General features: G+C 47.9%; 9 protein-coding genes and 1 pseudogene. All 10 read left to right on the top strand.

Features of this window, described 5'->3' with window-relative positions; genetic code table 11:
* Positions 1-189 precede the first annotated feature (189 nt).
* On the top strand, positions 190-1,266 hold the full coding sequence (locus HRE53_RS03315; RefSeq protein WP_235109063.1) for a radical SAM protein: 1,077 nt from the start codon (positions 190-192) through the stop codon (positions 1,264-1,266).
* Between the two features lie 193 nt (positions 1,267-1,459).
* Positions 1,460-2,569, top strand: coding sequence for a saccharopine dehydrogenase family protein (locus HRE53_RS03310; protein WP_235109062.1), 1,110 nt, complete (start codon positions 1,460-1,462; stop codon positions 2,567-2,569).
* 124 nt (positions 2,570-2,693) lie between these two features.
* A complete protein-coding gene (locus HRE53_RS03305) occupies positions 2,694-4,055 on the top strand; it encodes an OB-fold nucleic acid binding domain-containing protein (RefSeq protein ID WP_235109061.1) in 1,362 nt (453 codons plus the stop codon).
* 149 nt (positions 4,056-4,204) lie between these two features.
* Positions 4,205-4,804: a hypothetical protein gene (locus HRE53_RS03300; RefSeq protein ID WP_212662207.1), complete on the top strand. Its 600-nt coding sequence runs from the start codon at positions 4,205-4,207 to the stop codon at positions 4,802-4,804.
* A 100-nt stretch (positions 4,805-4,904) separates the two neighbouring features.
* Positions 4,905-5,117: pseudogene (gene yidD, locus HRE53_RS03295) on the top strand (membrane protein insertion efficiency factor YidD); the annotation flags it as partial.
* Between the two features lie 129 nt (positions 5,118-5,246).
* The gene (locus tag HRE53_RS03290; RefSeq protein WP_315876219.1) at positions 5,247-6,533 is read left to right on the top strand and encodes an aromatic amino acid transport family protein; all 1,287 of its coding nucleotides are present in this window, start codon (positions 5,247-5,249) and stop codon (positions 6,531-6,533) included.
* A 97-nt stretch (positions 6,534-6,630) separates the two neighbouring features.
* Positions 6,631-7,272: an NfeD-like protein gene (locus HRE53_RS03285; RefSeq protein ID WP_235109058.1), complete on the top strand. Its 642-nt coding sequence runs from the start codon at positions 6,631-6,633 to the stop codon at positions 7,270-7,272.
* A 104-nt stretch (positions 7,273-7,376) separates the two neighbouring features.
* The gene (locus tag HRE53_RS03280) at positions 7,377-8,729 is read left to right on the top strand and encodes a flotillin family protein (RefSeq protein WP_235109057.1); all 1,353 of its coding nucleotides are present in this window, start codon (positions 7,377-7,379) and stop codon (positions 8,727-8,729) included.
* 2 nt (positions 8,730-8,731) lie between these two features.
* The gene (locus HRE53_RS03275) at positions 8,732-10,243 is read left to right on the top strand and encodes a flotillin family protein (protein WP_315876217.1); all 1,512 of its coding nucleotides are present in this window, start codon (positions 8,732-8,734) and stop codon (positions 10,241-10,243) included.
* A gap of 128 nt (positions 10,244-10,371) precedes the next feature.
* A complete protein-coding gene (locus HRE53_RS03270) occupies positions 10,372-12,873 on the top strand; it encodes a hypothetical protein (RefSeq protein ID WP_235109056.1) in 2,502 nt (833 codons plus the stop codon).
* Position 12,874 lies beyond the last annotated feature (1 nt).

Raw genomic sequence — 12,874 nt, 5'->3', positions numbered from 1 at the left:
TGGGCAGTAACTTTTATTTCTAAAAAAGAACAGCAGTAAAAAATAATAATGAATTGGAGTATCTTGAATTTTTTTACTCTGAATAGTTATTGTATGGTCTCTGGTAATAGTAAATCTGTAGATTTAGACTTAAGCTAAATGTGACTATAATTTGCTGTTATGCGAGTGGAAATATGAGGGAAAATTGGAGTGCAATTCAAGACGCTAGCGAGGTTAGGGGTTAAACATGCGAAAAATGCAATTGCTGAAGCAGCTTACTTGCAGACGAGTTTCGATTTTACCCAGCCCATAAGCTTTTCAGGATTAGTCAACGAGCGGTGTAATGTTAAATGCCGGTACTGTGAATACTGGCGTTTGAAAGAATATCAAGACGAATTATCGATTGAAGAGTGGCAAAATGCACTGTTAAGCATAAAGGCTTTTGTCGGTGAATTTTCAATTAATTTTAGTGGAGGCGAACCTTTTTTGAAGCCGGGTTTTATTGATCTACTTCAATTTTGCTCTCAACAAGGTATTCATAGTGGTGTTACAACAAATGGGTCTTGTTTATCAAGGGTAAATGCGCAAAAAATAGCCTCTGCACGACCATTTAATGTCAATATTTCAGTTGACGCTCCAAATTCAGAAGTTCATGATTACTTGCGAGGGACTCCTGGACTTTTTGACACCTTATCGCAAGGAATCACCTATCTGGCTGAAGAACGAATAAAGCAACAACAATCGTTCCCGATAGTGATCAAGACGACCATTACAGCAAAAAACTTTCGGTACTTACCTGCTGTTGTGGAATGGGCACAAGAAATAGGCGCAACTGCAGTTCACTTTCAACCTTTAAGTCGATCTACGGACGAAACGTTTGATGAACTCTGGATTGAAGAGAAAGATTGGGAAGAGTTAGCTCAGATTGGAGAGCAACTGATCACGCTTAAGCAACAGGGAGCGCCCATCATGAATAGTGAGCAATTGCTCACATTACTCCCCTCCTACTTTAGAGAAGAAGATCTGGGGAGACAGGTTGGCCCGAATCGAACAGGTCTGCGCACTTTTACCATCACCACCAATGGAGATGTTTTTCTATCTATACATTGGCCTAGCATTGGTAATGTTAAGGATCAAGGGGCTCGTGATATTTGGTATGGTCCAAAAGCCCAAGACATCCGTCAAAAAAGTATTTCAACTTATGGCAAGTATTGGATGAATGCAACGGAAGCCCCCAAAACTCTTACGGATAAGTTGCGTATGGGTTGGCAATTGTTACAGACATAAAGTCTACTCTAATCCAAGTTTTTTCATTCAACGTCCATATTTTTTCATTCAACGTCCATATTTTTTAGGCTAGTTTGCCCCAACTTTGCCAAATTTTTTTGATCCCCCCTTTTTGAGCGACCACTTTCTGCGATCCAACTTTCTGATTCAAGCTACAACCTTAAGATGAGGAGTCTGTAGGACAATCAGCGGTATGAACAGGGTTTTAGTGATTGGTGGAGTTGGGCGGATAGGGCAAAGCGTTGCCACTGATTTAGTTAAACATTCAGAAGGGGTTGTTACACTCACCAGTCGTGATTCGAAGGCGGCTCAAAATAGTGCTGCGAGCTTAGGTGCTCAGTCTCAGGCTTTGCAGCTGGATTTGGATGATCAAGGGGCATTGGATGTTGCGATCGCATCCCATGATCTAGTCATTCACTGTGCAGGTCCGTTCCATGATCGTGATGCCCGAGTTTTGAAAACCTGTATCCAAAACCAGGTCAACTATCTGGATGTCAGCGATCATCCTTCTTTTACGGAGAAGGCGCTCCAATATCAGGAACAAGCCCAAGCAGCAGGCGTGACTGCGATCATCAACACGGGGGTTTTCCCAGGGATTTCCAACAGCATGGTTCGTCAGGATGTAGAAGCTCTAGATCAAGCCGATACCATTCACCTCAGCTATGTCGTCGCCGGAACCGGTGGGGCTGGCGTGACGATTATGCGAACTACTTTTTTGGGATTAATTGAGTCGTTCCCTGGGTGGCTACAGGGGAAATGGCAGCTCATCCAACCCTATAGCGGTCGTGAAAAGATTACCTTTCCCTCGCCCTATGGTCGGGTTAATGTCTTTTGGTTTGATGTGCCGGAACGGCTCACCTTGCCCCAAACGTTTCCCGTACAGACTGTGATTACCAAGTTTGGGTCAGTGCCCGAGATTTATAACGGTATTACCTGGGCCTTGGCTCATTGGATGCCTAAGCCTTGGTTACAAAACCGACGCATGATTGAGTTTTTATCTTGGGGAGGCTTTGTGACGACACAATTTACGGATCGGTTTAGCGGGATTGGAGTCGCCATGCGCTCGGCAGTGACGGGGATGCGGGAGGGGCAGCCGACCCAGGCTGTATCGACATTGGTGTTGCCAGATACTGCGATCGCAGCCGGATACGGCACTGGAAGTATTGCCCAACTGATCCTGACTCAGGCACTAGATAAGCCTGGGGTTTGGCCTGTCGAAGCTGCGATTCCTACTCCATTATTTCAAAAAACCATGGTCCAACGCGGCGTACAAGTCGAACAATCGATATCTCCCGTGCTGTAAGCCATAAACCTTAAAGCAAGATTACAAATCCCAACCCAACCATCGTCCAATTCAGTCAGGAGAAATTTTAGGATTAAGATAGTGAGAAACTTGCCCCATTGCATCAATCTAGGATTTAAGTACTGTGGTGAAGATCATCCAACGTCGCTCCCTCGGCCTACAGTCCGTTTATGACATCGGTCTCGCCCAAGATCATAATTTTTTGATTGCCAATGGTTGGGTTGCGGCCAACTGCTTCAATAAATCTCACTCCACAGCCTATGGATATGTCACCTATCAAACAGCCTATTTAAAAGCTAACTATCCCGTCGAATATATGGCGGCCCTGCTCACCGCCAATAGTGGCGACCAAGATAAGGTGCAGAAGTACATTGCCACAGCCCTCAGTATGGGGATTGAAGTGGAACCCCCTGACATCAATCGATCTGGCGTAGACTTTACCCCCTTAGAAAAAAGTATTCTGTTTGGACTGTCTGCGGTTCGCAATTTGGGTCAAGGTGCCATTGAAGCTGTTTTGACGGCTCGGGATGAGGATGGCGGTTTTGAATCTTTAGCAGAGCTTTGCGATCGCGTTGATCCACGGGTTGTCAATCGGCGGGCATTAGAAGCACTAGTCTATAGCGGTGCCCTGGATGCCTTTGACACCAATCGTAATCAGTTAGTTCATGATCTAGAACTCATCCTGGAATGGGCCCAGTCTCGGGCCAAAGATCGAGCCATCGGCCAAGGTAATCTGTTTGATATCATGGGCGGCGAAGGGGATGCGCCGTCCTCTTTAGAGACAGCACCTAAAGCCGAACCTGTTGAAGATTTTCAAGAATCCGAGAAGCTGAAGCTGGAAAAAGAAATCCTCGGCTTCTATATTTCTAATCATCCTTTGCGAGAAATTGAGCGGCCCGCCCGGTTAATGGCTCCCATCAGTTTGGCAAATTTAGAAGAGCAGCCAGAGAAAACGACGGTCAGTGCCATTGTTTTACTGACGGAAGTTAAGCCGATCATCACTAAGAAAGGCGACCGGATGGCGATCGTGCAGATGGAAGATTTGTCAGGTAAGGCAGAAGGCGTCGTCTTCCCTAGAAGCTTTGAGCGGATTGGCGAATATATTGAGACGGACCTCCGCCTGATGATTTGGGGAAAAGTGGATCGGCGAGACGATCGCATTCAGATCATTGTTGAAGATGCTGAGCCGATCGAGGAGGTAAAGCTAGTGATGGTCGAAATTCCAGCTCAAGATGCGGGCAATATCCAGCAACAGCAACGGCTCAAGGAAATTTTGCGACAGCAGGCTGGGGAAGAAAATGGTGCCAAAGTGTCAGTCATTGCCAAAATTAAGGGAGATGAGAAAAGTCAGCTGATCCGGCTAGGTTCTCAGTTTCGAGTTCAAAATGAGCATATGGCGGTTCAAGCTCTTGCTAGCGCTGGCTTCCGAGCATCCTCTTCGGTATTGATTGATGTAAAAAACTTGAAAAAAAATATCGGTGAATAATTTTAATTTCGAAAAAAATATGCATAATATAGCTGGTGGACATGAATATTTCACCGCTAGACCTAGGCATATGCAAATTTCTGCGCCATAATTGGCTTTATTAGGCTGGGGGTATCTAGCATACAAACCAAATCTGCAAGAGAACGCCAATGAAAAACCTATTGACTGGAGCAGGTATATCCCTACTGGCAACCACTATCGCCTCTTTCGGGTCGGTGAATGTCAGTCTTGCCCAAGAAACTAGTATTGATCCACAATCTCTACCCGGAAACTATGGGCTTGTTCGCTCTTATGATGGCCAGAATCTAGAGGTTCGCCTTTTAGACGGCACTCAAAAAACCTACTCAGTCCCTGAAGGAAGTTCTGAAAGCTTGAGTCAGGGAGACTTAATCGGCTTTGATGTCGATGATGAAGGTATGGTGTCTAAGGTTCAGCCTCCTGCTGTGGATGAAGTTATTCGCGGTACGGTCACGGATGTTGATTTAGAAAGCGAAACCGTTACCCTCTTACCTGAAGGCGCTGACGCACCTGTTGATACGCGAGTGTCCCAAAGCACGATTGCTCGCTTGGGCCTAGAGCCTGGCAAAGAAATGATGGTGACTCGGTTCGAAAACACTTGGGCTACCAAAGTTTGCCTACCTAGAGCAGCCGCTCCTGTGGTTGCACCCCCGGTCCAGGAACCAATCGTTCCTTATGGTGGTGCTGAGCCCGATCCAATTCCTTCTGAGCCTATCCCAGCTTTGTGGTAGTTACGGGTTAATTGGATAGAGTCAACCTCTACATCTAAATTTTTGCGATTGAACAGGGATAGACCGTTAGGCTATCCCTGTTTTAGTTTGAGTCAGTTTTATGAAAAAGCTATTAATTGGGTTTATTCAGGTTTATCGACGACTGATCTCCCCCTTTTTTCCTCCATCCTGCCGTTTTCATCCCACTTGCTCTGCCTACGCCATCGAAGCGATCTCTACATGGGGAGCCATCAAAGGAAGCTGGCTAGCAGTCAAACGGATTTGTCGCTGCCATCCCTTTCATCCTGGCGGCTACGATCCTGTGCCAACAGTCGTTACATCACCGAATTCAGTTCATGCTGAAGCGGTTGATTCTGATGCAGATCAGGATAATAGCCCTCACTGTTGTCAGTAAAGCTTGAGTTTCATGAAGTAAGATTACAGTTAATGTAGTCTCTACTACTTGAGAAAAGATTTGCTAACAGAAGACAGACCGTCAATCAAACTTGATAGCCCAGCTCAGCCCTTGAAGCAGGCACCTGACCAAAGAGGAGCCTCAATTGCGTTAGTTGCTGGGACCACTGTTGGGGCTGGCATACTCGCCCTACCGGCAATGACCCAACCAGCCGGTTTTCTACCCTCGACGGTGATGTTAATGGTGGTCTGGGGGTACGCTCTTGTGGCAGCGCTCTTACTCGCTGAAGTCAATGTCTTCTGTATGCGCCGATCGGGTCAGGCCAATATGGGACTGTTGGGGATGGTAGAAAGTACCCTGGGTAAACCCATTGCCAACGTGGCGGGTGGAGCCTATTTATTCCTGCACTATGCGTTACTCGTTGCTTACCTCTCTCAAGGGGGAGATATTCTTTCTGGTGGGCTGGCCCATCTAGTCGGTGGGGCTGTTCCGGGTTGGGCAGGGCCAACGGTGTTTGCCTTGATCTTTGGGGGACTTCTGTATTGGGGAAGTGACCGGCTGGTCGCCAAATTTAACAGCACCTTTGTGGGCATCGTGATCCTCACGTTTATGGCCCTGTTAGTGCTGAGTAGCACTCAGGTTGATCCAGGAGAACTAGTCCACCAAAACTGGCCAGCCATTAGTCCGGCCATTTCGGTGATGTTAGTGGCTCTGTTCTATCACAACGTTGTGCCGGTGGTGGCAACACAACTGGAGGGCGACTTAGGCAAAATCCGCCAGTCGATTGTTGTGGGTTCTGTGATTCCATTGCTGATGTTTCTAATTTGGAATGCAGTGATCTTGGGGAGTATGGGGGGCCTAGCCAGCTTGAGTACTGGCAGCGAGGTATTGGACCCCTTGGCGATACTGCGAAATAATGCCGAGTCGCCAGGGCTGAGTATTGTGGTATCGGTGTTTTCGGAATTTGCGATCGCAACCTCGTTCATCGGTTTCACCTACGGACTACTAGATTTCTTGAAAGATGCCTTTCAGGTCCGGGAAATTACCTCAGACAATCGTCTTCCCTTTTACTCAATTGTTTTTCTCCCAGCGTTAGGACTCTCTACCTTAAATCCCAATATTTTCTTTACAGCCCTCGACTATGCTGGAGCTTTTAGTATTTCGGTTCTAGGGGGAATCTTACCGGCAATCATGGCCTGGACCTTACGATATCGTTCACCCTGGCAAACCTCCCCCCAACCCCTAGTACCAGGAGGCCGGGGAACGCTGATTATTATGGTGGTTCTGGCAGTGGCTGTCATTGCAATCCAAATTTTGACCATGATGACAGGCTAGAGCCTTTTCTTCTTGCTCCTTTAAGAATGTTTGGTATTTCCGACAATTGGGAAGTCTAATAGCTAAGATTGAGCTAGCTTACTAGGTGTATTCAGTAATGCTGACCCTGTATTGGTCTTGTTTTCTGATTGGCGGTGTTTTTGTTCTTTTAGCTGTTGTTGGTGGTATTGATGGAGTTGAGTTTGAACTAGATGAGTTGGGAATGGACTCTGATGTAGCCATATTTGATCAAAAATCCCGTTCCTTATCCACCTTTGATTCCATCTCTAAAAAAAGTCGAAAGTTCCCCTTTCTTCGGCTGATTAAAAATCTTAAATTCTGGACCTTTGGCAGCTGTTTTTTTGGCTTAACAGGCATTCTACTGAGTTCATTGCAAACTGGGCTGCCTACCCTAGCCATTACACTGATCGCAATTGCTATGGGCCTAATCTGTGGAACCGCCATGTCCGGGTTACTGCTGTACCTACGACATCAGCAGACGGATAGTCTGATCAGCCATGATGATTTGGTGGGATTAGCGGGCACTGTTGAAATCCCCTTTGATGCCCAATCCCGAGGCAAAGTCCGTTTAAAAGTAAAGGGCAGTATCCTCGAAGTCGTTGCTTTCACTGATGGAAATAGCTCATTCCAGCTGGGAGAGCAGGTGGTGGTGGTGGGTACTCAGAACGATCGAATTTGGGTTGTCTCTAGTGATTCTTTTAATCTACCGCCGGATGCATTAGGAAGTGGTACACCCTGAGTTTGAGAGCTTTAAACAACACCTAGTAAGCGTATTTTAGTTCCATGTTGTCGTTCCATTGTTGTGTTTTTTAGACATGGGTAAGTAGCAGGAAATTTCAATCTATGAGTGAGTCTTTTGACCAGCCGTTCCTGGAGCAATCCCAATTGATTGCCCAAGTTGAATCTTCAAGCAGAGTTAATAGAGAGGAGTCTGGACTGCAAGCGGCGGTGCCGATAGCGGTGTCGATCTTTGCTGCCATTTTGGTGATTTGGTTTGTTAAGAGTTTTTTGCGCATTTGTAATCCCAATGAAATTCTAATTTTATCGGGGCGCAAACATCGCACCAAAAGTGGTCAAACTGTTGGCTATCGGGTCATTTTCGGGGGCCGAGTCATTTCGATTCCAATTTTGGAATCCGTCAAAATTATGGACATGACCACGATGCCCGTTCCGGTAGAAGTCAAAAATGCCTATTCCAAGGGTGGTACACCGCTAGATATCCAAGCTATTGCCAACGTTAAAATCTCTAATAATCCAGGCGTGGTGGGGAATGCCATTGAGCGATTCCTAGATCGCGATCGCAAAGAGATTCTTCGGGTTGCCAGAGAAACCCTAGAAGGTAACTTAAGAGGCGTTGTGGCCCTGCTGACGCCAGAGCAAATTAATGAGGATCGCCTGCGGTTTGCAGAGCAGATTGCTCAAGATGTCTCCAGAGAACTGGTGAAGTTAGGGTTACAGCTCGACACCCTCAAAATCCAGAGTGTTGCTGATGACGTCGATTATCTAAGCTCTATCGGTCGAAGACAAATTGCCCAGATTGTCCGGGATGCGGAAATCGCTGAGTCTAACGCTATGGGAGAAGCTGAGCGGATTGAAGCCGACTGCCAACAGCAGTCAGAAGTGGCTCAAACCCAGGCTCTAGCCATTGTTCAGGAAAAGCAAAATGCGCTACGCAAAATTAAAGCAGAGCTAGAACAGCGAGCTAAATCAGAAGAAGAACGCACTATTGCTGCTGGAAAAGAAGCCCGTGCTCGGGCAGAACAGCAACTCCAAGCGATGCGGGCTGACTTAGAGCGGTTGCGTTTAGAAGCTGATGAGGTTCTTCCTGCTGAAGCCCAGCGGCAGGCCAAGGAATTGCAATCCCGAGGGGAAGCAGCCAGCTTAGGGGAAAATGCCAAAGCCGCGGCCCAAGTCAACGATATGTTGTCCAAAGTCTGGGAGGAGACAGGCACGGATGCTGCTGAAGTCTTCTTAATTCAGCAAATTGAGATGGTGCTTCGACAGGCAGCAGAGATTCCCAATCGGGTCAAATTAGAACGGATCAATGTCATAGATAACGGTGATGGGCAAGCTATTGCGAGTTTGGTGAATGCCTATCCAGAAATGGTGCGACAATTCCTCGATCGTGTCGATCAAACCCTAGGTATTGATGTCACTGGCACTCTAAAAGCACAACGTCAGGACCAAGGAGAGTAGAAATGGAACTAATTCTTGCCCTGTTGGGCGTCATGGGGTTGGGAACGGGGGCAGTTGCCCTAGTTATCCGCAATCTCCTTTACATTTGCCAGCCCAGTGAAGTCCTAATCTTTGCGGGTAGTACTCAGCAATCGGCAGATGGAGCTCGCGTGGGGTATCGCCTTGTTAAAGGGGGGCGCAGTGTCCGTGTGCCTTTGCTGGAGAGGGCTTTGCGGATGGATCTCACCAATATGATTATTGACTTGCGGGTCTCTAATGCCTATTCCAAAGGGGGAATTCCTCTGCAGGTAGAAGGCGTCGCTAACATCAAGATTGCTGGGGAAGAACCCACCATTCACAACGCTATTGAGCGACTCTTGGGTAAAAGCCGCAAAGAGATTGAACAAATTGCCAAGGAAACCCTAGAAGGAAATCTACGGGGTGTCCTGGCTAGCTTAACTCCTGAGCAGGTGAATGAAGACAAAATTGCCTTTGCCAAAAGCCTATTGGAAGAAGCAGAAGATGATCTTGAGCAGCTGGGTTTAGTCTTAGATACGCTACAAATTCAAAATATTTCTGATGATGTACGCTATCTAGACTCCATTGGTCGCAAACAGCAAGCCGATCTCCAGCGGGATGCTCGGATTTCGGAAGCGGAAGCCCAGGCCGAATCCACTATTAAAGCCGCAGAGAATGAAAGGATTACCTCTCTTAAGCGATTAGACCGAGACATCGGTATTGCTACCGCCGAAGCCGAACGCCGACTCCAGGATGCCAAAACCAAGCGAGGGGCAGTGGTTGCAGAATCGGAGGCTGATATTGCTTCGGAGTTAGCCCGGATTCAAGCTGAAATTCCAGTGCAGCAGGAGCGAATCAAACAGGTCGAACAACAGCTTCAGGCTGATGTGGTGGCCCCAGCCGAAGCCCAATGCAAGCGGGCCATTGCCCAAGCCCAAGGGGATGCTGCCCAGATTATTGAGGACGGTAAAGCCCAGGCAGAAGGTACATTGCGACTCGCAGAATCCTGGCAGAAAGCAGGCAGCAGTGCTCGCGATATTTTTCTATTGCAAAAACTGGAGGTGTTGCTATCGACCCTAACGGCTACGGTGCCGGAGGTGACGGTCCAGAATGTCACGGTTGTGGATACGACCAATGGGGGAGGAGCGACGAAAGCAGCAGCTTTTCTGGAGCAGATTCGCCATACCACGGGGATGGATATTGCCGGGGCTGTCCAGAATATGGTGAACTCAGACCCGGCTCCCAAACCCATTGAGCCGCAAATGACAGAAGTGGACTTTACCGCTTTGCGGGCAGATGTCCAGAATGTTCTGGGGATTGTGGCCCAATCAAAGTTGGGTGGGATTCAGGCCGAACGTTCCGTTGAGGCCGCGGTCAAAATGGATGCTTCCCTGCAAAATCGCCTTCAACGTGCCCTGCAGGCTGGGGGGGATGCCGCTATTGAAGCCCTCTTTGATCATCCCGTGATTCGCATTCCTTCTCGGATTGTTGAGGCCTGGATTCAGGATGATGCTTAATCCCTCATCTGTCCTCGGCGCAAGGCATGAGGGCTATTGATATAGGCGGATAAGGGGCAAATTGTCCCATCGGCCAAAACCATTGGGAATACTAAGTTTGGCTGTTTCCGAACTTAGTATTCGCTTTTGTGAGCCGTTTAGACACTATTCTTCCTCCCTTACCACCGGCAGGATCCATAGATGAACCAAACCCTACAGCGGAAGAGCTAGCCGCAGGGCAAGTATCCGATTGGCCCCAGGCTCTTGATGCCAATCAAGCTCTGTCTGACATGTCCCAGCCCTTTGCTCTGAATGCAGAAGAAGAGCAACGATTCTCCTGGTTAGGTATTCTGGCCAAAAACGCAACTTTTACGGCTAAAACCGCTTCTACCCTATGGCTCTGCCCGGTGGCAGAGGCTGAAGTGCTCCTACAGCGATGGGTCGATCAGCAGATCCTGATAGAAAAGCAATGGCTGCAGTCCAGCCTCAGCCCTTTTCAGCATATTTATCAACTTCCCGCCTTGTTACAGCAGGTTGCCTATACCGGCTTACTGCAGCTTAAACAGCTCGAAGCAAGAGATGTCCATGCGGCCCTGATTGAACGCTACCAGACCCTCACCCATAAACGGTTGTGGCACACCCTGGCAGACGATGGTTATATTCATGCCCATTTAACCTGGCATTTGCAGGCTGCCGACCGCTGTGATGAAATCCACATCCTCCTGCAGGAAGAAGCGGAGTCTGGTGCGAATGGTTGGTATGAAGCTTGCGATCGCAACGGCTATACGGCCTTCTACTGCCGAGACGTGAACTTAGCGTGGCAACTGGCAGAGGAACAATACGAGCAATCTCCCACGCAAGCCATTCAATTGCAATGTCGCTATGCCATGATGACCGTTGCTCATCACCGTCTGGTTACTCGTCTACCGGCCCCGCTGGTAGGGGCCTTTGTTCGCCAACAAATCTGGACACCCACCCAAAGCATTACCTATTTAGAACTGATTCAAGACTCGCAACATCAATTTGAAGTCCTACAAGACTTAATTCCAGCCCTGCCCACCACCTATCATCCTTATCTCCTATCGGTTATCCAGCGTCAGTCTAATGCCGCCCACCAAGCTCAGTCATTATGCCTGCTGGCCCCTCTGTTGGAAACAACGCTGTTTCCGGATCTGTTAAAAATCATCCCGTCCTTATCGGCTGACTTTTACAAAGCGATTGTGCTGCGGGAGATATCAGCTCAGATCCCCACACCCCTTTTAGATCAAACCGTTGCCATTGCCCAAACCCTTTCCCCATCGGATGAGATGGTTGCTGCCTGCGGCATTGTAACTCGTTGGCCCCAAACCACTTCCATTTATTTGAACCAGCTGATCAATAGCCAAACGGATGAAATAGAAGAAAGTGTTTGCTCAGAATTTCTGGTCGCCGTTGCACCCACTATCTCTAATGCCCAAAAGGCTCAGGTTCTGGAAGTCATCAATTCTATTGAACATTCATCCACAAGGGCTACGCTTCTCCTTCACCTGCTTCCCAACCATCCTGGCCTGCTTTCGGTCACCTTTCGCACAGTGTGTTCCATCGAGGAGGAACGGTCTTGTGCATTCGCACTCAGCAAAATTGTTCCGTATTTAAGTGAGGTTGAGATTCAACTCACTTTGAATATTTTGGAAAAGTTTGAAGATCCGCTGGCCTATAGCTCTGTCCTTCCCCCCATCTGCAAGCATCATTCTGCACCCAATATTACGGCCAAGCTACTCAAAATAATTAACACCTTGCCAGCCGAACGAGACCGGGGACAAGCTTTAGGCACTCTTTTTCCCCATCTTTCTCCATCTGTCCAAACCGAAGTGAAAGATCAGATAAGTGCTTTCACAAATCTAACTGCAAAAGTCCTATCCATTTGCCAACTTGCCAATATAGATAAGTCTATTCTGCCAACGGCACTCCACTGGCTTTCGCAATGCCAGGATAGTAATACTCAATTTCGGGCCTACTGGACCTTAAGCCAATATCGCCCCAAACTACTTCCCGCTGCATTGACAGCAGCTTGCCAAATCACCGATACAGACACCCAGATATTGGCATTTCAACAGTTGGCCCCTCAGTTAACCCAAGAGCAGATTCAGCACGTTTTAGGCATTGCTCAACAGACAACCCGCAAAGACAAACAGCAGAGAATGCTTAACAGCGTCATTCCCTACTGTTCTCGAGCATTACTATTAAACATTCAGGCCCATAGAAAGCAGCACCCTAGTAATCAGGCGTACACATCGGTCTTAAGTACTCTCAAGACCCAACTGACATCCTCAGAGCTGAAATTGAGTCCATGGGAAGCCAGAAAAAGAACCCTTGATTCCCTCAATGCCTTGCTACCCAATGACCTACTGGCTCAGACCCTGGCCGCAACCTTTGAATTCACCGATAAAGCCGATCGAGCCAAGTCTCTAAGTCGGCTGCTTCCTCAAATTCATCCTTCGCAGATTGATTACTCTCAGTGGTGTAGAATTCTTCGCCAACTGACAGCCCTCGATTACGATGCTTTTCTCCTCAATATTCCGAAGCTCAGTCCATTGATGGAATACTTAGCACAGCCGGAGATCCTCCACTGTACGGTGCACAATATGCAGTTGATTCATCAACAGTGGTAGC

Origin of the sequence: Acaryochloris sp. 'Moss Beach', assembly GCF_021497025.1 — a bacterium.
Classification (GTDB): Bacteria; Cyanobacteriota; Cyanobacteriia; order Thermosynechococcales; family Thermosynechococcaceae; genus Acaryochloris; species Acaryochloris marina_A.
The sequence above is the reverse complement of the archived record's forward strand: the minus strand, read 5'-3'. Positions and strand labels throughout refer to the sequence as shown.